This is a genomic window from Psychrobacillus sp. NPDC093200, assembly GCF_050280345.1.
GTDB classification, from domain to species: domain Bacteria; phylum Bacillota; class Bacilli; order Bacillales_A; family Planococcaceae; genus Psychrobacillus; species Psychrobacillus faecigallinarum.
The window spans coordinates 889,223-910,305 of record NZ_JBNNVC010000002.1 but is presented as its reverse complement, the minus strand read 5'-3'; the positions used below and the strand labels follow the sequence as shown (position 1 = coordinate 910,305).

The window sequence follows — 21,083 nt, the reverse complement described above, 5'->3', positions numbered from 1 at the left end:
GTATGCACAATTTGCATACGAGGAGGATACACACATGGAACAAGGTAAAGTAAAATGGTTTAACTCAGAAAAAGGATTCGGATTTATCGAACGCGAAGGCGGAGACGATGTATTCGTACATTTCTCAGCTATCCAAAGCGAAGGTTTCAAATCTCTTGACGAAGGTCAAGAAGTAACTTTTGAAATCGAGCAAGGCCAACGTGGTCTTCAAGCTACTAACGTAGTTAAAGCTTAATTTTAAACCTAAACTTTAACAGGCTCTCATTTCGAGGGTCTGTTTTTTTGTGTTATCATATATAGAAAGGTTAACATATTGATATGCAGGGGAGTAGTTTAGATGAAAAAATGGAAAAAAGAGATAGTTATTAATGCACCAATCGAATTTGTATGGCCTTATTTTTACGGGGACTTAGAGAAAAAGAAAGTAATTTTTCCAAAGATAATTGATGAAGAGATAATAAAAGAAACTGAGGAAGTTGTTGGAACAGTAATAAGACAGTCGTATAAAAATGGATCACTTGACGAATATTATAATCTCACCTTAAAAAAGTATATAAATGAGCCTAATCATAAGCTGGTCCAAGAAACATTTATTTTAAACAATCTTTTTAAAATGAAGGTAGATTATGAACTACATCAGGTGGATGAACAGAATACGAAGTTTACTTATGTATCCGTTAATCGCCCAAGAAATCCTTTGTTAAGCTTGTTTCAACTTTTTGGTAAAGATGACGTTATTGTTCGATTCATGGATCGTACTAAAAATAGTATCGAAAATGACTATAACTTAGATAAAGAGGAACCGCAAGACGAGATTGATACTGTTGAGGGCTATGCAGAGAAAGCAGAATAAGGCACTAACAAAAGTTTTAAGTTAACCACACCTCCAACCGATATAGCTGCTGGAGGTGTCATTTCTTTAAGGTAGGTTCTTCCTTACAGCTTCTCTCGCTAAAGCATGGGCTGCTTTGTTTTGATCATCCGGGATCCATTTTATAAAGAATAGATCGAAGGTATCTGTAATGACTAGTATTTTCTCTAATAAGGCAGCAAATTCTGCATTTTTTGCATAACGTTTTTCAACCGCAGCATACACTATTTGAGAATCTGTTCGAATGGATACGATAGTAGGTGAAAGCTTCTGAACTTCTTCCAGCCCTCTCAACAAAGCTTTAAATTCAGTTATATGGTTCGAATAGACACCTATGTATTCACTCATTTTAATTTGATGGCCTTCTCCCTTTATAAAAATTCCAATTCCACTAGGTCCAGGATTGCCAGTTGTAGAGCCATCGATATATAATTCAATCATTGTTACCATCCTTTTAATAATTGTAAGTACTTTTCTTTTTTATGTGAGCTATATTCATAAATAGTGCTTGATTAATAAAACAAACACTTTATAGAGCAATGTAATAGAATGTTACACAAGTAATTAAGTGATCGTAAAAGTCGTTAAAGCGGTAGATCATTTTTTACGTATATTAATTATGATAATTAATTTGTATAGGAGTAAAATAATTGTACAGTTCCATATGACATACCGCAAGGAGTTAAATGTATGAAAAATTCGCAAATTATAAATGAAATTGATCAGCTATTAGAGAACTATTGTGAAGGGTGTTTTGTAAAAAATCAGCTCAGAAAAGAAAAGGGCAAGTCGAAGGCCCACCAGTTTTGTATAAATGAGTGTACGGTAGGAGAAGAGATCAAAGAGGCTGGGAATAAGTTATACGGAAAATAAAAAAAGTCCCACGACCAGTTGCCGCGGGAAGAACCGTTTTACTTGGATTTTATAACGTTTGCAGCCTGAGGTCCACGGTTTCCTTCAACGATTTCAAAAGTGACTTCCTGACCTTCTTCTAAAGCCTTGAAACCTTCGCCTTGAATACCAGTAAAATGGACGAACACATCTTCCCCGTCATTGTACTCGATAAAACCATAACCTTTTTCGTTGTTAAACCATTTTACTTTCCCCTGTTGCATAACTGTTCCTCCCTCAATCCACTAAAAATTCAGTTAAATGGATAAAATAAACTATACATGAAATGCTTGCTATCGTCAATAAAATGTCGAATTATAGCTAACTTTCTATCAATTATATGATGTAAAATAAAAATAAAAAGGCTGTGATTTAGTTGAATCTACATGTAGAACCACTAACTGACTTGAGTATTGCCAAAAATGCGGAAATGCAACCTATCGTAAGGATAGCAGAAAGTTTAGGTCTTTCGAATGAAGCATTGGAGTTGTATGGTAAATTTAAAGCGAAAATTGATTTTACTAAAATCCCTGAGAGAACATCACCTGGAAAGGTAGTTTTAGTGACCGCTATTAGTCCAACATCTGCAGGTGAAGGTAAATCTACTGTAACGGTAGGACTATCAGATGCTTTAAAGCGAATGGGACAATCCGTTGTAGTGGCACTACGAGAACCTTCTTTAGGACCAGTCATGGGAGTAAAGGGAGGAGCAACTGGTGGAGGTTATTCTCAAGTACTCCCGATGGAAGAGATAAATCTACATTTTAATGGTGATCTTCACGCTATAACAACTGCAAATAATGCTCTTTCTGCGTTTATTGATAATCATCTTCACCAAGGCAATGAACTTAATATAGATCCAAGAAGGATTACTTGGAAGCGTGTGCTTGATATGAACGACCGATCTTTGCGCAATATAATCGTCGGACTTGGTGGACCTTCTCATGGTATAACAAGAGAAGATGGATTTGACATCACAGTGGCATCAGAAATAATGGCTGTTTTGTGCTTGGCAAAGAGCTTAGAAGATTTAAAAGAAAGACTATCGAGGATAGTTATTGGTTATACATATGAAAACGAACCAGTAAATGTTCGTTCTTTGGGAGTAGAGGGAGCTCTAACACTTTTATTAAAAGAAGCGATTAAGCCAAATCTCGTGCAAACAATCGAAGGAACACCCAGTATTATACATGGCGGTCCCTTTGCGAATATAGCTCATGGTTGTAATTCAATCATTGCTACTAAAACAGCAATGAATTTAGCTGATATTGTCGTAACAGAGGCAGGATTTGGGGCTGATTTAGGTGCCGAGAAGTTTATGCATATTAAATCTAGACAAGCAAATATTATTCCTAGCTCTGTAGTTATTGTAGCAACCGTTCGGGCTTTAAAGTTACAGGGTGGAAAACATAAAAATGACTTGAAGGATGAAGATGTGGAGGCTCTGTTAGAGGGGACCAAAAATCTTATGAAGCATGTAGAGACTATTCGTGCATTTGGAGTAGAACCAGTTGTTGCCTTGAACAAGTTTATAACAGATTCTGAGCAGGAAATACATACGCTACTCAATTGGTGTAAAGAAAATAACATTTCCATTGCTTTGACAGACGTTTGGGCGAAGGGAGGCGCTGGAGGAGAAGATTTAGCAAAGTTAGTTTTGAGCGAGCTAGATAAACCTTCTAACTTTTCACCGCTATATGAATTAGCGGATTCGATTGAACAAAAGGTTAGAACAATCGTTCAGAAGGTCTATGGAGGAAAAGAAGTAGTATTTGCAGAGAATGCTTTGAAACAAATCCGTCAAATAGAGGATTATGGATGGGATTCACTTCCTATATGTATGGCAAAAACCCAATACTCACTTTCTGATCAGCCAAAACTAATTGGTAGGCCTACTGACTTTACTATTACAGTGAGAGAAATAATTCCTAAGCTTGGTGCTGGATTTCTTGTCTGTCTCACAGGCGATATAATGACAATGCCCGGATTACCCAAAAAACCTGCGGCATTAAATATGGATGTGGATAATGATGGGCAAGCTATTGGGTTATTTTAAACTGTTCACTTCTTTCCTTTGAAAAGACTGCACTATAGCAGTCTTTTTTTCTTTTTTTCGTTATAATGAAGTGGACGAATAGTTTAAGGAGTAAAATATATATGAAAACAATACAACTATGCGAGAAATTAGTAAAAGAAGTCTATAACAAGTTTGATGCAAGTCATGATTTTTTGCATATCGAAAGAGTACGAAAAAATGCTTTATATATAGCATCTACTGAGGTTGATGTAGACAATGAAATTATAGAGTTAGCAGTGTTGCTACATGATGTGAGCGATCCAAAATATGTTACGACAGAAGGAAAATATATGGAGGAACATATCATTCAGCAGCTTGACCTTTCAAAAGAAACAACAGAACAAGTCAAAAACATTATACAAGCTGTCTCTTTCAACGGTGGGCATGAAATAACTGCAGATACTATCGAAGCTAAAATTGTTCGTGATGCAGATCGTCTAGATGCTATAGGAGCAGTTGGAATTGCAAGAACGTTTGCTTACGGCGGAGCAAAGGGCAGAAAATTATACGATGTGACTGAAACGCCAAGAGATAATATGTCTGCAGAAGATTATCGCTCTAAACAAACAGCCTCCGTTACTCATTTCTATGAAAAGCTACTTAAATTGGCGGACGGTATGCAAACTAGAACAGGTAAAGAACTTGCCAAAGAAAGACATGCCTTTATGGAATTATTTTTAGAAAACTTAAGACAAGAAACAGGGGAATCTATATGAGCCATTTAATCATTTCCAATCTAACGAAAACAGTGGGAGAGAAGACGCTGTTTGAAAATATTTCATTTACGATTAACAATCAAAATCGCGCAGGGTTAATCGGTATCAATGGAACGGGAAAATCTACTTTTTTATCGATTATTGCAGGAGAGCTAGAGGCAGATTCAATTGATCGAGATCATCCAAACAAATTTAGAATCGCCTATTTGGAGCAGCAACCAGTATTTGAAAAAGATGAAACAGTTCTTCAAACTGTATTTAGCGGAGACTCGCCTATTCTTAAGATTAACAGAGAATATGAGGAAGCACTGCTAGCATTAATGGCTAACTCCGATTCAACTGATTTACAAAATAGATTGATGGATTTGCAACAGAAAATGGATGAACTTCAGGCTTGGGATGTCAATGCTTTAGCTAAGACAGCATTAACTAAACTCGGTATTACTCAGTTTGAAGATTCAATTTTACATTTGTCTGGTGGCCAACAAAAAAGAGTGGCACTAGCAAAAGTATTAATAGAACCAGCAGATTTATTGTTATTAGATGAGCCGACTAACCATTTGGATAAAGAATCCACAGACTGGTTGCAGGACATGCTGCAAAGAGTAGAGGGAGCCATTATCTTTGTTACACATGATCGTTACTTTTTAGATGCAGTAGCGACTCATATTTATGAGCTTGCTGATAAAACTCTTTATACTCATACTGGAAACTATGCTAATTACCTTGAATCCAAAGCGATTCGTGAAGAAATGAATGCTGCTTCTCAGCAAAAGCTACAAAATTTATATCGAAACGAGCTAAAATGGATTCGCAGGGGAGCAAAGGCTAGATCGACAAAGCAAAAAGCGAGAAAGGATCGCTTTGAAGAAATCGATGCAAAGCTGGATCGCGACAATTCTGCACTCAATCTGGAGCTTGAAATGGCTACTACAAGGTTAGGTAAACAAGTGTTAGAAGGCAAAAATATTTCTAAACGCTTTGATTCTAAAGTAATCGTAGACGATTTTTCTTTTATCCTACAGGCAGGAGATCGAATCGGTATTGTAGGCCCTAATGGGGTCGGGAAAAGTACATTGCTAAAAATGCTTGCAGGAGAGGTCCCAATGGACTCTGGAGAAATTGTCGTTGGTTCTACCGTAAAATTAATGCATTTTTCGCAACAACTTCCAAAACTAAATGAACAAACGAGAATGATTGAATATGTACGTGAATCTTCCAATCTGATAGAAACAGGTTCTGGAGAGAAATTTTCGGCAGCTCAAATGCTTGAACGGTTTCTATTTCCACTAAATACACACGGTACTCAGATAGGCAAACTGTCTGGAGGAGAGAAAAAGCGACTTGTCCTTTTAAAAATGTTAATGGAGCAACCAAATGTTCTATTCCTGGATGAGCCTACAAATGACCTGGATATTCAAACATTATCTGTATTAGAGGATTTTATGGAATCCTTCCCAGGCGTTATTATTACGATTTCTCATGATCGTTTCTTCCTAGATAGGATTGCCAAAAAGCTCTGGATCCTTAATGGAGATGGTTTAGTTCAAGAGTGGTTAGGGCTTTATTCAGATTATTTGGATGATCTTAAAGATGTATCTAAAGTAGCGGTGGAAATAAAAAAGGAAGAGACACCAGTAAAAAGTATAAAGGAAAAGAAAAAGCTATCCTATAAAGAGCAACGAGAATGGGAAGGGATAAGTGGCGAGATTGAAAAAACCGAGCAGTTAATAGAAGAGCTTGAGCAAAAACTTTTAACTACTGGTTCTGATTTTACATTGTTACAGCAACTAACTGAACAATTAGACCAAGCGAACGCAGCTTATGAGAAGCTAATTGAAAGATGGTCCTATTTAGAAGAAATTGCTTCTTCATGATTTATAATACTGGAGGTATGAATTTTGAAAATATTAACGATTGAACCAACACCAAGCCCAAATACAATGAAGATAGTCATCGACCAGGAGTTACCCTTTGGTAAAAGTCATAACTATAAGAAGGATAACATAACAGATGCGCCAAAAGAGATTCAAAGACTCTTTGAAATTGAAGGAGTAAAAGGGGTATACCATGTTGCCGACTTTTTAGCGATTGAACGAATCGCTAAATTTAGCTGGGAATCCATTTTAGCATCAGTTGAAAATGTATTTGGTGGAGAAAACGAAGCAGAAACAGGAGATAAACCATTAGATCATTACGGTGAAGTGTATGTCCATGTACAATCCTTCAAGGGAATTCCTCTGCAGGTAAAGGTATTTGATGGTGACTCAGAATCTAGATTTGGTTTATCTGAACGTTTTACTAAAGCATTAGATGAAGCGATGGAAGGTGACAAAGAAAACTATATCATGCTTCGTAAATGGGTAGATTATGGTGTTCGCTACGGAGAACAAAAGGAAATTGGGGAACAGTTAGTAAAAGAACTGGAAGCCAGCTTCCCAGAAAGTAAGCTGCAGCAATTAATAGTTGATAAGAATAAAGCTGAAGAAGACAAAAAACCAATTCGGGTTCCTTTTACTCTTGAAGAGTTCGAGGTAGGTGATTGGGAAAAGAGATTCCAGCTTCTTAATAATCTTATCAACCCGGAACTTGAAGATATCCCTGTGCTTGCACGAGCTATTCAGGACGAGCAAGTTTCCATTAGACGACTTGCAACAGTTTACCTTGGCCTTATAGAAGATGAATCCGTTGTACCTTATCTAGAGATGACGTTAAAGGATAAAAGTTCATCAGTGAGGCGTACTGCTGGGGATGCAATGAGTGATTTAGGTTTTGAACAATTTGCTGGCGCTATGAAGGAAGCTCTTTTTGACAAAAACAAATTAGTTCGTTGGAGAGCAGCAATGTATTTTTATGAAGTAGGAGATGTGGATGCGTTACCAGCTCTGAAAGAAGCAAAAGACGATAAAGAGTACGAGGTCAAGCTTCAAATTCGTATGGCGATTGCCCGAATTGAAGGTGGGGAAGAGGCGAAAGGTTCCGTCTGGAAACAAATGAGTGAAGCAAGAAAATAAGCGAACAATTCTAGGAAGCATTGGAGATATCCTATGCTTCCTTTTTTGTGGTAATAAACTGAAAAGTTTGATAACTGCTGTATAGGAATGTTTTATTTGTACAGATTCGGGTAATTTTTAAGTAATCAATATAAAAGCCTCGTCCTGTAAAAATAAAAAAATATTCCACTAAGAGATGTGTAAATTCAGGAAAATGGGTGAATAATATAAATATAATTTAAAGCCGAAGAGAGGGATCAAAATGAGTAAGGATCAAGTTAAACAAAAAGGAGCCAACTCTAAGGGAAATAGTCATGTTACGTATTATTTTACTATTATTTTTCTAATCGTAGGTACTCTTATAACCTTATATTTACTTACATTTAAAGTAGAAGACATTAACCTTTTCATTGTAGTTTTATCTATTTTAGCTGGTGGACTTCCAATGGGATTCATAGGAGCCTTTATCGATTACAAACTCTCGCTAACAAAAGTTAAATACAAGCGTAATTCAACAGTAAAAGAAAGCAGACCTGAACATTAATTATTAATGTGGGTCTGCTTTTTTCTATTTCGAGAACACAACAAGGGTTTTGGAAATATTTGTAGAGATAAAAATGTATAATGAAATAAAGATGCACCCGAAATTGTGATAAAAGTTCTTTATACATATATCTATTGGAGAAGTATGAAGACGAGGGTAGAGGGACTTTTTAAGATAATCAGTAGTTGTCCTATTAAGGGGGGGGAGTATAATATGCAGAAAATATTTGTACCATTATTTTTAATAATTGTTTTGGCAGGATGTTCTAATGAAATAGAAATCAAAGAAAAACCTAAAGAGATTGTTTTAGTAGAAGAAAAAATACAGTTACCTTCATTTGATTCAATTGAAAATCCAATTCTTTCGCTAAATAATCAAGTAGGGTTTGATTCTATTTATGAAGAAATTTGTTGGTTGGATTGTTCTGCAGAATATAGATTAAATCATCAGTTTAATAACCAAGGACAAGCACAAATTGGGGATGTAATAAGAGTTAAATGGGATAACATGAATCCGGCTCCGAACAAGGTGGAAATTAAAGAATATACGACCGAGTATCACCAAATTGGCAATACACAATTTATTGCCGATGGACAGAATGGTTTTTACATGAAAGTTAAGGACACTTCTTACAATAAAATATATGAACTAATTTTTATTTGGGAGGAGAATGAGAAATCTGTTGGAAAGAGTAGATTAGCATTTCCCCTAACAAATTAAACAGATCAATATCAATAAAAAAGAGCTGTGAATTTACCACAGTCTCCTTTTATTGATGTTATAAGTACTACATGTTCATGTCATTCAAGCCTGGACTATGTTCGTTTGGCATTGGAGGTAGTACAGGTACTGGGAAACCTGTTGGTGGTGGGGTTACTTGTAAATCACCTTTGTTTCTACTTGGACTTGCACCTTTAAATATTTCTCCTATTCTTGTTGGGTCCAGTCTAAAGTTAAATTGAGCATTATGATAGCCCAAATCCACAAACTTTTTACACTCAGGATATTTATTAATATCATAATTCGGAATTGGGAAGATTTTTCCCCATTCTACTCCTAAAGTTTCTAATGCTTTTGCAAAAGCATTTTGGTGTGCATTATCTCGAACGATTAAAAATGCCAGCGTTTCACGGAAAGTTTGGTTTGAACTCATCTCATAAATACGTGTTTTTTGAAGTACACCAGTAGACTCTAGTACCACATTATTAAGCAAGTCTGCAATCAGATTTCCATGGGAATATACCCAAGAACCATTCCAAGGGTTGCCTGAAGCGTCTACGGGTAGCGATGCCTGAGCACCAATAATATAATGATGTGGGTTCCCATGTTGTACAGGGTCATGTAATGGTGCATGATCAGGTCCGCTGTTTCCAGCCAAATTGGTATCTCCAGAGCCATCGAGAAGTGCATTTATGGTGTTTTGTACAAGCTCGACATGTGCGATTTCTTCTAAAAATACACCTCTTAATAAATCACGGTACTGTTTTTCATTACCTCTAAAATTGGAGCTTTGAAAAAAGTACTGCATCATTGTTCTCATTTCCCCGTAGTGACCACCTAATATTTCTTGTAGGACACGAGCAGCCGCTGGGTCTGGCTTGTCTGGTTTAATAATATTTATTAACTCTTCTTTATAGTAATACATCTATTTCCCTCACTTTTCTAAATTCTAATGCTTTAGATAGCGTGAGCCTTAATAGTGGAATTATGCATTTACTTATTTCTACATAAAAAGACTTAGCTTTAAAACTAAGTCTAGTCGAAATCGTTATATAAGCTTAACAACTTTCTGCCTCTTGCTTGAATTGGGATGATTGTTTTAATAGATAATCTAAGGTTTGCACATCAGAGGTAGTGGAGAGCGTATAACTTTGTTTATAACTTTCACACCCTTTCCCTGTTATCACAATCCAGTCATTTGCTTGAGCCATTTTCCATGCATGCTTGATTGCCTCCGTACGATCAGGGATAATAATACACTTTTCATGTGTTCCTAAAAGTTGGAGCTCATTAATCATTTGCTCTGGTGATACATTATTCAAGTCATCAAATGTCAAAATGCATTGATTAGAGTGTTTTAAAGAAATCTCAATCATTTTAGCTCTTTTATTTACGTCTCGATTCCCCCGGAAACCAAAAACATGATATATATTTTTAGCATTTTGAGATTTGACTGTTTCCAAAATATGTTGAAATGCGTTTGCAGTATGGGCGTAATCAATAACAATGGTTGCTCCTGTAGGATGGGAAAATAATTGAAATCGACCAGGTAGACCTTTGAAGTCATTCAGTGCTTCCTCGACAACCCTTGCATCAATACCTAGTTGTACAGAAGTTGCGAAAGCGACAGAGGCATTCTCAATATTATGTTTACCTTGCATTGTAGTCGCAAGAGAAAATGTCTCTTTAACTTGAGTGGTTTCATCTATAAGACTTGAATCCAGTACTGAATAGGTGGGGAACAGGCCATTAATTTTAATTACCTTTCTACCAATAGACTCTACGTATGTATTTAATCTTTCGCTCCAGTCATTGCTTGAGTAAATAATTGCAGTACCGCTATTTTTTAAAAGCGTAAATAATGACTGCTTTGCTAAATAGTAAGACTCCATATTCTTATGATAATCTAAGTGCTCTTGCTCTAAATTTGTGAAGATACAAACATCAAATTCAAGACCTTCGACTCTTTGTTGAATAAGCCCGTGTGAGGACACTTCCATTATAATGACCTGATCATTACTAGTTGCAACGAGCTCATGAAATGTTAAAGGATCCAATGTAGTGTGAGAGGATGCTTGTTCTTCATTGTTTAAGATAACGGAAATACTTCCAAATAGGGCACAAGAAAAGCCTTGGCTTTCTAAAATGTGCTTAATCATGTAAGAGGTAGTCGTTTTACCGTTAGTTCCAGTTATGCCAATAAGGATTTTATCTTTAGTTGGATTTTGAAAATATTTCTTAGCCAAATATGCCAAGGCTGTCCTAGAATCATTTACTTGAAAGTAAGGAACATTTTTTAAATCCAAAGACTTTTCCCCGATGACTGCGACAGCACCATTTTGGATGGCATCTTCAATAAATGAATGACCGTCCATATGGTTGCCAGAAATAGCCACAAACAAAAAACCTTTTTCAACTTTCTTAGAGTTGAAGGCGAGACCACTTACCAAAATATTTTGTGTCATTTGAGTAGCTTTTACGTTTATTGCTGTTAACAATTCATTTAACATCATCATTTTATTTCGCTCCCCATCAAATTAACTTGTGTGTATTACGAGAGAGCTAATCCATCGTAAGATTTAGTTTCAATACATGAAGGTATCTTTTTGTAAATAGCTTTAACAGATATTAGACGTTTATGCTTTTTGAATTACCTTGTTTTATTTTTGTTGAAATTTGTCTGAAAAAGTCGATTTTTATGATATTTCTAATATTATCATAGTTAAATTTCTATCTCTAAAAATAAGAGTAGTTTAATGCAAAAATGATACCATTTTCCCTTAAATTTTTAATAGAAAGGGCTCAATTTGACAATTGTTGTTTCTAATGAGAAAAAATATTGTTCAATTGGCAAGTTATCAGTGAGAAATTAGCTGGAGATTAATACTTTAGAAATAACAAAATAAGTCCTTCTGATTTTCAGAAGGACTTATTTTGCGTTATTCATTATTTTCTTTAACTAAATTCCTTTATTGTCTCGAAGTTCTATAATTGTTCCTTCAGGAGCTTGTAATTTGCATAGGTTACCATTCTCAACTTGATAAATGAATTCATTGTTTTTCATCAGAAATTTAGCTCCTATTTCACGTAGACGAGCCACTTCTGAATTTAAATCATCAACCCATAAACAGAAATGAACTAACCCTTGCGAATTTGAGTCTCCACGACTAAGTATTTCATTTAGTTTTCCAGTTTGTAATTCAATATAAAAGTTATTTAATTGTATCCATGTGTTAAAATTTCTGTTATGAAAACCGGATGATTCTTTTACTAATTTAAAACCTAGCCCTTCGGTGTAAAAATTTAACGATTCATAATATGTATTTGTTTGAATGCATAAATGATGTACAAAGCTTTCTCCCACATAATTACCTCATTTCAGTAAATTGATATCCTAATTATTATTTCTATTTAAAAGTTTCTAACTTCCTCAATGATTGAATTTCCCTCAGTAGCTTCAGAATCAAGCCATTTCCATTTTTCATATAATCTAATTCGCCCATCAGGTAAAATTTTAGGAGTAGAAGTGCATTGGCCACCTCTAATTTCATTTTTGTTGTTAACGTGGTTATATCGAAACTCTAAGCAACCGTCGCCCTTTATAACTCCAATCAATGTGCCTTTTACAATTTCCCCACCACTATATGCTGCTGAGATAATATGTCCCTCTTGTTTGTATTCAAAAATAGTTTTTGAAGAAACTTCACCGTTATCTGTATTTTCAATTGAAACAAAGCATCGACCATTGTAATCTATCACTTTTCTCTTCCCCTTTGCCTTATGATGTTTAATAATCATACTATTTTTCATTGAACGGAACTATTGATTATTCGATGATTCGTAATAATAAGGATAAAAATTAATATTAAAAGTTAAATGAAGTGAAAAAATTTTAAAAGAGAAGTAGAATAGGAAATATAAAACCCTTTAAATAATGGGAATATGAACATAAATGAAAGTGGGCGAAACCATGAACGCGTACGATGAATATATGAAGCAAGTAGTTAAACCAATGAGAAGTGAGTTAACAGACGCTGGTTTTAAAGAATTGACTACTCCTGATGAAGTGCATAGCCATATGAAGGAGACTGGGGTTTCTTTAATTGTAGTTAACTCAGTTTGTGGATGTGCAGCTGGGCTTGCTAGACCCGCAGTAACTGCAGCCGTTGCGGAGCTAGACAAAAAACCTGAGCATTTAGTAACTGTTTTTGCTGGTCAAGATCAAGAGGCAACTGCAACTATGCGAGATTATTTTAGCGATGTTCCTCCAAGCTCGCCTTCTATTGCTATTTGGAAAGATGGGGAATTGGCTTATTTCATTCCTAGAGAACAAATTGAAAGTAATTCTATGGATACTATTAAAGATCATTTAGCTGGTGTTCTTGCAGATATTATCTAATGGAAAGTATTATTACCACTGCTGGTAGAACAAATATAAGTATGATTCAAACCGCAAAAGAAATAGCATCTCTTTTAAAAATTTCATATGTAGAAAGAAACAAAAAATCTGTTGAAAAAATACAACAAGAGCATCAGGCAAATGTAATGGTTGTGGGTAAGGAGCGGTTAGAGTATTTTCCTTATGGTTCCTTAACCCCTTTTTTCTTTCACCCAAATTCCGCTGCATTCCGAATGAAAAGATTGATCAAGGGAGATAAAGATCCTTTTTTACTCGCAACAGAGCTATCTAAAGGAGATAAATTTCTAGATACTACTGCGGGATTGTGTTCAGATAGTCTAATTGCAGCTTATGCAATAGGAGATACTGGAATAGTGAATGCATTAGAAAAAGATAAAATTATTGCTTACATGGTGCAACAAGGTTTAAAAAAATATAATACTGATTTTTCTATTCTACAACATACAATGCGTCAAATAAGCATCTGTCATGACGACGCTTTAAATTTTTTAAAAAGAGCTGAAGATAATTCATATGATGTAGTTTATATGGATCCAATGTTTGAAGAGGAAATTATTGAATCCACCAACTTTCAATCGTTGAGAGATATAGGGGTACATGGAGGCTTGAGTAATGAGTGGGTGGAACAAGCAACAAGAGTTGCTCGAAAACGAGTAGTTTTAAAAGCTCATTTCCGATCGCCAATGTTCGAAAGCTTTGGTTTTAAGCAAATAACCAGACCCACCTCTAAATTTCACTACGGAGTGATTGAAAAATAAAAAGAGGGGAAGTGACTAATGTCGCTTCCCTCTTTTTTAACAGTTTAAAAATCAGTGCGTGAAGTTTAATGAAGTTAAATAACCTAATAAAAATAAAAATCCAATTCCAATGATTATATCTGTGCTCATAAGAATTTCCTCCTTAGTTTAAAAAACCTACTGATTGTTTACCCTATTTATTGTACAATGAATACAAGGAAGATGAAACCTTTTGTTCTCGATTTCGTATATCTTAATATCCGGTTATACCAAATTTGTACATAATTGAAGGTGAAAAAGATGAAAAAATGGTTCCAAAAGTCGATTATAATTACTGTTGCTTTGCTTACCTTTGGATTAATATCGCCAAACCATGTCATTTGGGAGCAATTATTAGACAATAAAGCTCCGTTGAAATCGGTCACTTCTGAAAGCAATACCCGGGAGTATGACCATGTCAGTCTTCAAGAACCTATTGATTACAGTGAAAGTATTACCATAGCAGCTAAAGAGCAAGCATACATAAAGTTTGGGACAAGAATAGGGCCAGTTATACAAAATGAATTTGATGACATTATATTCCCAAGGATTCAAGAAGCTATTGATGCTACAATTATTACTCTAGACAGTGATAAAGCATCTCAACTAGCAATATCAGAGAGACCATCTGGGGAATATCATGAAAAAATATTTAATATTTATGATGACATTACTAAAAAAGACATAATGCGTTTCCACGTTAGAACAGATAAAAAACCGCTTGATGGTTACTACTTTAATTTTCATTATCACCTGGCAGAAGATAAATATACTAAGCATTATGCTCTAGGTGAGATTTTTTGGTCCAAGAATACACCACCTAAATGGCTCTCTTAGATGAGAGCTTTTTTTACGGATGAAAGGAAGTAATAAAATGAAGCAATACTTAGATTTATGTAAACACATTCTTGAATATGGAGTAGAAAAAGGGGATCGAACTGGAACAGGCACGAAGAGCGTTTTTGGTTATCAAATGCGCTTTGACTTATCTGAAGGTTTCCCTTTAATGACTACTAAAAAAACTGCCTTTCGACTTATAGTTAGTGAGCTCTTATGGTTCTTAAAAGGAGATACGAACGTTAAAACGTTGATAGAGGCTAATAATCATATATGGGATGAATGGGCTTTTGAAAAATGGGTGAATAGTGATAAGTACACTGGTCCAGACATGAGCAATTTTGGCGTAAGGGCTTCAAAGGATCCTGAATTCAAGGTAGTGTTGAAAGAGCAAATGAAACTCTTCTGTGATAAAATTCTCTCAGACGAATCTTTTGCGAAAGAGTTTGGCGACCTTGGCCCAGTTTATGGTAGACAATGGCGTTCATGGCCAACTCAAAATGGTGAAACAATTGACCAATTAGAAAACCTAATAGAGGGCATTCAAAACAATCCTGATTCTAGAAGACATATTATTACAGCATGGAACCCTGCAGAGGTGGATGATATGGCATTGCCACCATGCCATAGTTTTATGCAATTTTATGTGGCTAATGGAAAGCTATCCTGTCAGTTGTATCAGCGAAGCGCGGACGTTTTCCTAGGCGTTCCTTTTAATATTGCATCCTACGCTTTACTTGTTCATCTAATAGCTAGGGAATGTAAGTTAGAAGTAGGTGAATTCATTCATACTCTTGGTGATGCTCATATTTATTCGAATCATTTTGAACAGGTTGAAACTCAGTTAGCAAGATCGCCTCGTCCTTTACCGACATTATTATTAAATGATGAAAAATCGTCTATTTTTGACTTTGAAATCGAAGATATTACTATAGAAGGCTATGACCCACATCCAAAAATCAAGGCACCAATTGCTGTTTAGAGGAGAGAAGAATAATGATATCACTTATCGTAGCACATGATCCAAATCGTGTAATTGGCTATAACAAAGATTTACCATGGCATATACCAGGTGATTTGGCTTATTTCAAAGAGAAAACAATGAATAAAGCAATGGTTATGGGTAGAAACACATACGAGTCGATTGGAAAAGTATTACCAGGAAGAAAGAGTATCATTGTTACTAGAAATCCTTCATACAGAGTCGAAGGAGCAGATGTAGTAGGTAATTTGACTGATGCTGTTGAATTAGCGAAAGCTCATCATCACGAAGTAATGGTTATCGGGGGAGAACAAATATTTAGAGCAATCTTGCCAAAAGCAGATAGATTATATATTACATTTATTCAACAAACGTTTACAGGAGATACTTTTTTTCCGCCTTATAGTTATGATGAGTGGGTTCTTACGGAAAAGTCAGAAGAAATGACGACTCCTGATGGAATAACCTATGTATATTTGGTTTATGATAGAAAGGTTAGTGAATAAGTTGTTTTCTTCTTTAAGGACATTTGGATTTTTATTTGGTTATTTACCATTTAGTCTTCCAAAATTAAACAAGATTAAATCTCTAAAAAATGAGATTTCAGTAGAGGAATACGATCAATTAATTCATGAGGTGCCTCAAAAATGGGCAGGCGGTATTCTTAAAAGAACAAAAAGTGAATTTATTGTAGAGGGATTAGAAAACCTCCCCCAGGGAGCTGTGTTGTTTATAAGCAACCATGAAGGAAACTTTGATATACCGACCCTGTTAACTCATATACCTAAACCATTTGGATTTATCTCAAAAATAGAGGTAAAAAAAATTCCCTTGATTTCTAAATGGATGGAGGAAATGAATTGTGTATTTTTGGATCGGTCTAATAGAAAAAGCAGTTATCGTTCGATACAAGATACTGTGTCACAATTGCAACAAGGACATTCTATTTTGATGTTTCCAGAGGGTACACGAAGCAAAGGACAAGGCATTGGTACATTCAAATCAGGATTCATGCGTATTGCCAAAGAGGCAAACGTGCCGATTGTTCCAATAGCCATACACGGAACCTCAAATATTATGGAGAAAAATAATAACAAAATTTGCCCAGCTCACGTTCAAATTAGTATACTTCCTTCATATAGTAAAGAGATGATTCAAGAAAATGATTCAAAACAAACTATGGAAGACCTACATACAGTTATCTCAAATAAAATTATTGAGCTCCAAAGTAGACACAAATAGTTTACAGATTGGCGTCTTTCTTCTTATAATAGTACTATAGAGGAAGGAAGGGATACACAGTGCCTAAGGTTCATATAGTTACAGACTCGACAGCAGACCTAACAAAAGAGATAATTGAAAAATATAATATACATGTTGTACCTTTAACAATCCAGATTGATGGAGAGTCATACATTGACGGTGTTAACTTACAGCCAGAAGAATTTTTACATAAAATGAGCTCTTCAAAAGATCTTCCAAAGTCCTCCCAACCAGCAGTAGGTGTTTTTAAAGAACTTTATGACAGGCTTGGTAAAAATGGAGATCAAGTTATTTCTATTCATATGACCGGAGGCATGAGTGGTACGGTTAAATCGGCACAGAATGCAGCTGATTTAACGGATTCTGATGTTACAGTTATTGATTCAAAGTTTATTTCTTTTGCCCTATATTTCCAAGTAGAAGAAGCAGCAAAGATGGCGGCAAACGGTTCAACAAAAGAGGCTATTATTGAAAAGGTTTTTGATATTCGATCTAAAACCGATTTATATGTGGTTGTAGATACTTTGGATAATTTAGTTAAAGGTGGACGTATTGGCAAAGGGAAAGCAATGATTGGATCATTACTTTCTATTAAGCCAATTGCTAGCCTTGCAGACGGGGTTTATACTCCTGTAGCAAAAGCTAGAAGTCATAAGCAAGTAGTCAACTATTTGTTTAAACAGTATTTGGAAGACACTAAAGGTAAAATCGTAAAAGCAGTTGGAATATCTCATGCCCATGGGTTATCTATGGCCACACCTTTAATGGAATTAATTAAAGACTCTGGTTTTAAAGATATTCAAGTTTCCTTTACTTCTCCAGTGATTAGTACACATACTGGTCCCGGTGCTATTGGTTTTATGTATATGACAGAATAATGCTAAAAGCAGGGAGGCTCAATATTTCCCTGCTTTTATTTATAGATTTTGTGAAGTTTGCCTAGGACATTAAGTTTTCGTACAGTTAAATAGCAAGGGCGTACTTCAAAAAATAATAAAGGTATTTTTCATCCAGATTATTAATGGGTATAAATAAAGGGGTTAGATATGAAATATAAGTATTTAATAATTCTTGTTTTTGTTTTTCTTTTATCAAGTTGTGCTCCAGAAAAAATACAAGAAGTAAGCTTTTCTGAAAAGGAGACAATTTTATTTGAAGAATATATAATTCCACCTGAATTCTTTCCAAGAACTCTTGAGTTGGTTGGGCTTGGAGATTCTCTAACTCAAGGGGTGGGAGACGAATTAAAAAGAAATGGTTATGTAGGAAGGCTAAAAAATCAAATATTAGAATACAAAGGAATAGAAGATGTTGTCTTAACCAATACTGCTAAAAGAGGAAGACGTAGTGACCAACTCTTAAAATTGTTAAGAGATGGTGAAATCGACCATCAAATTCGAAAAGCAGATTTAATAACAATTACCATTGGTGGTAACGATGTTATGAAGGTATTTAAAAAGGACCTTTTTAATCTTCAAATTGAGGCTTTTGAAAAGGAACTTCAACGTTTCGAAAGAAATTATGATGATATCCTTGAAGAAATTCGAGAGGTTAATAGCAGTGCTCCAATACTAATGATAGGAATTTATAACCCTATTACCATTGTTACAGATGAAACGAGTGAGGTAGACCAAATTATCACTGATTGGAATGACACCATTGAATCACTCTCATATAGTAATACGAATGCATGTTTTGCACCGATTGATACTTTGTTTGATTCTAATGCAAACTTAGTTTATCATACCGACTTCTTCCATCCTAATAGCAAGGGATATGAGTTAATAGTCGAGAATGTAGTAAATTCTTTAGAAAATTGTGGTTTGATAGATGAGCAAAGTAGGGAATTGTTCTTTTGAGGAGTTGGTTAGATGAATAAGTGGAAGATTGCCTTTTTTTTATTGTTATTAGTTATTGTAGGAAGTATTGGTACGTTATTATATTGGATAACAGCTCCAGCAGAATCTGTAGAGGTAAAAAGCGCTGAGGAGGCTAATCCCTCTGGGCATGTATTAACTGTAAATGCCTCTAAGGAGGATTTTCAGGGCATTGCAAACACATTTATAGCGAAAGCAATGGATAATAAACCTATACCCCTTCAATTGAGTGTAGATGATCAAATTATTTTAAGCTCGGAGTTAACTATATTTTCACTAACTCTCCCAGTTAAAATGTATTTCGAACCTTTTGTAGAGGAGAATGGCAATATTCGTCTCGAGCAATCTTCTGTAGAAGTCGGTCAGCTTCAATTACCACCAGAAACTGTGTTAAAGTTATTAAGAGATTCCATTGATCTTCCACGCTGGATGGTAGTTAAGCCTGACGAGGAGGAAGTATTAATTCAATTAGCTAGCATTCCAATGGCTTCCGGAGTCAATGTCCGAGCTAAAGAATTAAATCTTCAGGAAGATAAAATTGTTTTAGAAATAATAGTTCCATCGAAATGAGGGATATATAATGGAAAAAGCAACATTTGCAGGAGGATGCTTTTGGTGCATGGTAAAACCGTTTGATTCGTATGACGGCATTGAAAAAGTAGTTTCTGGATACACGGGTGGGACTGTACCAAATCCAACTTATGAACAGGTCTGCTCAAATGCTACAGGACACTATGAAGCTATTCAAATAACATTTGAACCAAGCAAGTTCTCTTATGATCAATTACTTGAAATATTTTGGTTAAATATCGACCCGACAGACGAAGAAGGACAATTTTTTGATAAAGGTTCGTCCTATCAAACGGCTATTTTTTACCATACTGAGGAGCAACGAAAGAAAGCAGAGCAATCGAAAGAAGCACTTGATGCTTCTGGAAGGTTCCCAAAGAAAATAGCTACAAAAATTTTGCCTGCTTCAGAATTTTATGAAGCAGAGGAATATCATCAGGATTACTATAAAAAGAATCCGACACATTATAACCGTTACTTTGTTGGATCAGGAAGAGCGGCGTTCGTAGAGAACAATAGGAGGCTACAAAATGAAGGATAAACTAACTGAAATGCAATATTATGTTACACAACAAAATGGAACAGAGCCACCCTTTCAAGGAGAATATGATAAGCATTTTGAAGAGGGAATCTATGTAGATGTTGTTTCTGGAAAACCATTATTCCATTCTAAGGATAAATATGATGCGGGATGTGGATGGCCAAGCTTTACTAGACCCATAGAAGCACATGAAGTGATAGAGCACTTTGATGATTCTCATGGCATGAGAAGGGTAGAAGTAAGAAGTAAAACAGCTAACTCTCATTTAGGACATGTTTTTCCTGATGGTCCTAAGGAAGAAACAGGTTTACGATACTGTATAAATTCCGCTGCTATGCGTTTTGTTCCAAAAGCCAAGCTAGAAGAAGAAGGCTATGGAGAATTTTTAAAATTATTTTAAGAACACAAAAGCATGGAATTAATTTTCCATGCCCTTTGTAATATTTTGTTGACGATCTTAACGGATGGGCTCTATGGCACCATAGTTGATCGACCAGGTAGAAAGTGCATTAAATATTGGCACTACTTTTTTAATTTACTTACCAAAAAATTAAAATAGGCCCTCTTATCTTATATTGATTTATTGATTAAGGGTAACGATTCAAAAATACAACTGATATTAATAAAATAATAAGGCTCTGTTTATGGACAAGGTTGATTAATCATTAAAGAACGTGTGCGTAAATAGCGCAAGCACGGTTCAGTAAGGGGGAGGAACACAATCTACTGAAAGGTAGAGAGGTTCTCTTCTACTAGGTCGATAAGGACATAATAAGAGCTCTGTATCAACATTTTTTGTTAATACAGAGCTCTTATTTTTCATGGAGGAATTATTAATCCACTTGACGTAGAACCAAAAGTAGTTCATCTCCATTCGAATCTAACCAATGACCAACGTAATCCTCAGTTTTGGTGGATCGCACTAGACTGTATGATAACGTTCTGACAATGTTATTGAAGGTAGAAGTACTTGTTATAGGGAATTATTTCATAAGTTTTATAAGA

26 protein-coding genes are annotated in these 21,083 nt (G+C 35.3%); 20 read left to right on the top strand and 6 right to left on the bottom strand.

Annotated elements, in window-relative coordinates:
• Positions 1-34: 34 nt before the first annotated feature.
• Together ACQKNZ_RS12285 and ACQKNZ_RS12280 are read left to right on the top strand one after the other, a co-directional pair.
• The gene (locus ACQKNZ_RS12285; RefSeq protein WP_053589685.1) at positions 35-235 is read left to right on the top strand and encodes a cold-shock protein; all 201 of its coding nucleotides are present in this window, start codon (positions 35-37) and stop codon (positions 233-235) included.
• Between the two features lie 102 nt (positions 236-337).
• Positions 338-853, top strand: a complete 516-nt coding sequence (locus ACQKNZ_RS12280; protein WP_427659925.1) for an SRPBCC family protein — start codon at positions 338-340, stop codon at positions 851-853.
• Between the two features lie 66 nt (positions 854-919).
• On the opposite strand, the gene ACQKNZ_RS12275 is transcribed toward ACQKNZ_RS12280, so the two are convergent.
• Positions 920-1,312, bottom strand: a complete 393-nt coding sequence (locus ACQKNZ_RS12275) for a reverse transcriptase-like protein (RefSeq protein ID WP_427659923.1) — start codon at positions 1,310-1,312, stop codon at positions 920-922.
• A 249-nt stretch (positions 1,313-1,561) separates the two neighbouring features.
• On the opposite strand from ACQKNZ_RS12275, the gene ACQKNZ_RS12270 reads away from it, so the two are divergent.
• Positions 1,562-1,744, top strand: coding sequence for a zinc-finger domain-containing protein (locus ACQKNZ_RS12270; protein WP_144536696.1), 183 nt, complete (start codon positions 1,562-1,564; stop codon positions 1,742-1,744).
• A 38-nt stretch (positions 1,745-1,782) separates the two neighbouring features.
• Here ACQKNZ_RS12270 and ACQKNZ_RS12265 read toward each other — a convergent pair whose 3' ends face one another.
• The gene (locus tag ACQKNZ_RS12265) at positions 1,783-1,986 is read right to left on the bottom strand and encodes a cold-shock protein (RefSeq protein ID WP_144536694.1); all 204 of its coding nucleotides are present in this window, start codon (positions 1,984-1,986) and stop codon (positions 1,783-1,785) included.
• Positions 1,987-2,138: 152 nt separating this feature from the next.
• On the opposite strand from ACQKNZ_RS12265, the gene ACQKNZ_RS12260 reads away from it, so the two are divergent.
• The 6 genes from ACQKNZ_RS12260 (at position 2,139) to ACQKNZ_RS12235 (ending at position 8,812) form a co-directional block, all read left to right on the top strand.
• Positions 2,139-3,818: a formate--tetrahydrofolate ligase gene (locus tag ACQKNZ_RS12260; protein ID WP_427659921.1), complete on the top strand. Its 1,680-nt coding sequence runs from the start codon at positions 2,139-2,141 to the stop codon at positions 3,816-3,818.
• A 101-nt stretch (positions 3,819-3,919) separates the two neighbouring features.
• Positions 3,920-4,555, top strand: a complete 636-nt coding sequence (locus tag ACQKNZ_RS12255) for an HD domain-containing protein (protein ID WP_144536692.1) — start codon at positions 3,920-3,922, stop codon at positions 4,553-4,555.
• Complete coding sequence (locus ACQKNZ_RS12250) at positions 4,552-6,432, top strand: ABC-F family ATP-binding cassette domain-containing protein (protein WP_427659918.1); 1,881 nt, start codon at positions 4,552-4,554, stop codon at positions 6,430-6,432. The genes ACQKNZ_RS12255 and ACQKNZ_RS12250 overlap by 4 nt, the downstream gene beginning before the upstream one ends.
• A gap of 24 nt (positions 6,433-6,456) precedes the next feature.
• Positions 6,457-7,569, top strand: coding sequence for a conserved virulence factor C family protein (locus ACQKNZ_RS12245; RefSeq protein ID WP_427659916.1), 1,113 nt, complete (start codon positions 6,457-6,459; stop codon positions 7,567-7,569).
• Between the two features lie 241 nt (positions 7,570-7,810).
• Positions 7,811-8,092, top strand: a complete 282-nt coding sequence (locus ACQKNZ_RS12240) for a hypothetical protein (protein WP_144536686.1) — start codon at positions 7,811-7,813, stop codon at positions 8,090-8,092.
• A 213-nt stretch (positions 8,093-8,305) separates the two neighbouring features.
• On the top strand, positions 8,306-8,812 hold the full coding sequence (locus ACQKNZ_RS12235) for a hypothetical protein (protein ID WP_427659914.1): 507 nt from the start codon (positions 8,306-8,308) through the stop codon (positions 8,810-8,812).
• Between the two features lie 67 nt (positions 8,813-8,879).
• On the opposite strand, the gene ACQKNZ_RS12230 is transcribed toward ACQKNZ_RS12235, so the two are convergent.
• The 4 genes from ACQKNZ_RS12230 to ACQKNZ_RS12215 all read right to left on the bottom strand — a co-directional run bounded on the left by ACQKNZ_RS12230 (position 8,880) and on the right by ACQKNZ_RS12215 (position 12,571).
• On the bottom strand, positions 8,880-9,737 hold the full coding sequence (locus ACQKNZ_RS12230; protein WP_191697048.1) for a manganese catalase family protein: 858 nt from the start codon (positions 9,735-9,737) through the stop codon (positions 8,880-8,882).
• 133 nt (positions 9,738-9,870) lie between these two features.
• Positions 9,871-11,328: a UDP-N-acetylmuramoyl-L-alanyl-D-glutamate--2,6-diaminopimelate ligase gene (locus ACQKNZ_RS12225; protein WP_427659912.1), complete on the bottom strand. Its 1,458-nt coding sequence runs from the start codon at positions 11,326-11,328 to the stop codon at positions 9,871-9,873.
• Positions 11,329-11,771: 443 nt separating this feature from the next.
• Positions 11,772-12,176, bottom strand: coding sequence for a VOC family protein (locus ACQKNZ_RS12220; RefSeq protein ID WP_154310890.1), 405 nt, complete (start codon positions 12,174-12,176; stop codon positions 11,772-11,774).
• Between the two features lie 47 nt (positions 12,177-12,223).
• Positions 12,224-12,571 carry a n-acetylglutamate synthase gene (locus ACQKNZ_RS12215; RefSeq protein WP_191963859.1) on the bottom strand — a complete coding sequence of 116 codons (348 nt, stop codon included), beginning with the start codon at positions 12,569-12,571 and terminating at the stop codon, positions 12,224-12,226.
• A gap of 211 nt (positions 12,572-12,782) precedes the next feature.
• Here ACQKNZ_RS12215 and ACQKNZ_RS12210 point away from each other — a divergent pair, with 211 nt between their 5' ends.
• From ACQKNZ_RS12210 to msrB, 11 genes are all read left to right on the top strand, one after another.
• Positions 12,783-13,211 carry a BrxA/BrxB family bacilliredoxin gene (locus ACQKNZ_RS12210; RefSeq protein ID WP_144536676.1) on the top strand — a complete coding sequence of 143 codons (429 nt, stop codon included), beginning with the start codon at positions 12,783-12,785 and terminating at the stop codon, positions 13,209-13,211.
• Positions 13,211-13,990: a class I SAM-dependent methyltransferase gene (locus ACQKNZ_RS12205; RefSeq protein ID WP_427659909.1), complete on the top strand. Its 780-nt coding sequence runs from the start codon at positions 13,211-13,213 to the stop codon at positions 13,988-13,990. The genes ACQKNZ_RS12210 and ACQKNZ_RS12205 overlap by 1 nt, the downstream gene beginning before the upstream one ends.
• A gap of 279 nt (positions 13,991-14,269) precedes the next feature.
• A complete protein-coding gene (locus tag ACQKNZ_RS12200) occupies positions 14,270-14,845 on the top strand; it encodes a YpjP family protein (RefSeq protein ID WP_151110026.1) in 576 nt (191 codons plus the stop codon).
• 37 nt (positions 14,846-14,882) lie between these two features.
• Entirely contained in the window at positions 14,883-15,827 is a 945-nt protein-coding gene (locus tag ACQKNZ_RS12195; protein WP_427659907.1) for a thymidylate synthase, read from the top strand.
• A gap of 14 nt (positions 15,828-15,841) precedes the next feature.
• Positions 15,842-16,333 (top strand): dihydrofolate reductase, encoded by a 492-nt coding sequence (locus tag ACQKNZ_RS12190; RefSeq protein WP_340863094.1) that lies wholly within the window; start codon positions 15,842-15,844, stop codon positions 16,331-16,333.
• Entirely contained in the window at positions 16,296-17,069 is a 774-nt protein-coding gene (locus ACQKNZ_RS12185; protein ID WP_225321676.1) for a lysophospholipid acyltransferase family protein, read from the top strand. The genes ACQKNZ_RS12190 and ACQKNZ_RS12185 overlap by 38 nt, the downstream gene beginning before the upstream one ends.
• 59 nt (positions 17,070-17,128) lie before the next feature.
• Positions 17,129-17,968 (top strand): DegV family protein, encoded by an 840-nt coding sequence (locus ACQKNZ_RS12180; RefSeq protein WP_151110020.1) that lies wholly within the window; start codon positions 17,129-17,131, stop codon positions 17,966-17,968.
• 168 nt (positions 17,969-18,136) lie between these two features.
• Entirely contained in the window at positions 18,137-18,949 is an 813-nt protein-coding gene (locus tag ACQKNZ_RS12175) for a GDSL-type esterase/lipase family protein (protein ID WP_151110018.1), read from the top strand.
• 12 nt (positions 18,950-18,961) lie between these two features.
• Positions 18,962-19,537: a YpmS family protein gene (locus ACQKNZ_RS12170; protein ID WP_151110016.1), complete on the top strand. Its 576-nt coding sequence runs from the start codon at positions 18,962-18,964 to the stop codon at positions 19,535-19,537.
• Between the two features lie 10 nt (positions 19,538-19,547).
• A complete protein-coding gene (gene msrA, locus ACQKNZ_RS12165; protein ID WP_427659903.1) occupies positions 19,548-20,078 on the top strand; it encodes a peptide-methionine (S)-S-oxide reductase MsrA in 531 nt (176 codons plus the stop codon).
• Positions 20,068-20,478 carry a peptide-methionine (R)-S-oxide reductase MsrB gene (gene msrB / locus ACQKNZ_RS12160; RefSeq protein ID WP_144536655.1) on the top strand — a complete coding sequence of 137 codons (411 nt, stop codon included), beginning with the start codon at positions 20,068-20,070 and terminating at the stop codon, positions 20,476-20,478. The genes msrA and msrB overlap by 11 nt, the downstream gene beginning before the upstream one ends.
• Positions 20,479-21,083: the final 605 nt, after the last annotated feature.

Excerpts from the sequence above, each read along its gene's own strand:
- ACQKNZ_RS12285 (WP_053589685.1), top strand. The coding sequence starts at position 35 with ATGGAACAAGGTAAAGTAAAATGGTTTAACTCAGAAAAAGGATTCGGA.
- ACQKNZ_RS12280 (WP_427659925.1), top strand. The coding sequence starts at position 338 with ATGAAAAAATGGAAAAAAGAGATAGTTATTAATGCACCAATCGAATTT.
- ACQKNZ_RS12275 (WP_427659923.1), bottom strand. The coding sequence starts at position 1,312 with ATGATTGAATTATATATCGATGGCTCTACAACTGGCAATCCTGGACCT.
- ACQKNZ_RS12270 (WP_144536696.1), top strand. The coding sequence starts at position 1,562 with ATGAAAAATTCGCAAATTATAAATGAAATTGATCAGCTATTAGAGAAC.
- ACQKNZ_RS12265 (WP_144536694.1), bottom strand. The coding sequence starts at position 1,986 with ATGCAACAGGGGAAAGTAAAATGGTTTAACAACGAAAAAGGTTATGGT.
- ACQKNZ_RS12255 (WP_144536692.1), top strand. The coding sequence starts at position 3,920 with ATGAAAACAATACAACTATGCGAGAAATTAGTAAAAGAAGTCTATAAC.
- ACQKNZ_RS12250 (WP_427659918.1), top strand. The coding sequence starts at position 4,552 with ATGAGCCATTTAATCATTTCCAATCTAACGAAAACAGTGGGAGAGAAG.
- ACQKNZ_RS12240 (WP_144536686.1), top strand. The coding sequence starts at position 7,811 with ATGAGTAAGGATCAAGTTAAACAAAAAGGAGCCAACTCTAAGGGAAAT.
- ACQKNZ_RS12235 (WP_427659914.1), top strand. The coding sequence starts at position 8,306 with ATGCAGAAAATATTTGTACCATTATTTTTAATAATTGTTTTGGCAGGA.
- ACQKNZ_RS12230 (WP_191697048.1), bottom strand. The coding sequence starts at position 9,737 with ATGTATTACTATAAAGAAGAGTTAATAAATATTATTAAACCAGACAAG.
- ACQKNZ_RS12225 (WP_427659912.1), bottom strand. The coding sequence starts at position 11,328 with ATGATGATGTTAAATGAATTGTTAACAGCAATAAACGTAAAAGCTACT.
- ACQKNZ_RS12210 (WP_144536676.1), top strand. The coding sequence starts at position 12,783 with ATGAACGCGTACGATGAATATATGAAGCAAGTAGTTAAACCAATGAGA.
- ACQKNZ_RS12205 (WP_427659909.1), top strand. The coding sequence starts at position 13,211 with ATGGAAAGTATTATTACCACTGCTGGTAGAACAAATATAAGTATGATT.
- ACQKNZ_RS12200 (WP_151110026.1), top strand. The coding sequence starts at position 14,270 with ATGAAAAAATGGTTCCAAAAGTCGATTATAATTACTGTTGCTTTGCTT.
- ACQKNZ_RS12195 (WP_427659907.1), top strand. The coding sequence starts at position 14,883 with ATGAAGCAATACTTAGATTTATGTAAACACATTCTTGAATATGGAGTA.
- ACQKNZ_RS12190 (WP_340863094.1), top strand. The coding sequence starts at position 15,842 with ATGATATCACTTATCGTAGCACATGATCCAAATCGTGTAATTGGCTAT.
- ACQKNZ_RS12185 (WP_225321676.1), top strand. The coding sequence starts at position 16,296 with ATGTATATTTGGTTTATGATAGAAAGGTTAGTGAATAAGTTGTTTTCT.
- ACQKNZ_RS12175 (WP_151110018.1), top strand. The coding sequence starts at position 18,137 with ATGAAATATAAGTATTTAATAATTCTTGTTTTTGTTTTTCTTTTATCA.
- ACQKNZ_RS12170 (WP_151110016.1), top strand. The coding sequence starts at position 18,962 with ATGAATAAGTGGAAGATTGCCTTTTTTTTATTGTTATTAGTTATTGTA.
- msrA (WP_427659903.1), top strand. The coding sequence starts at position 19,548 with ATGGAAAAAGCAACATTTGCAGGAGGATGCTTTTGGTGCATGGTAAAA.
- msrB (WP_144536655.1), top strand. The coding sequence starts at position 20,068 with ATGAAGGATAAACTAACTGAAATGCAATATTATGTTACACAACAAAAT.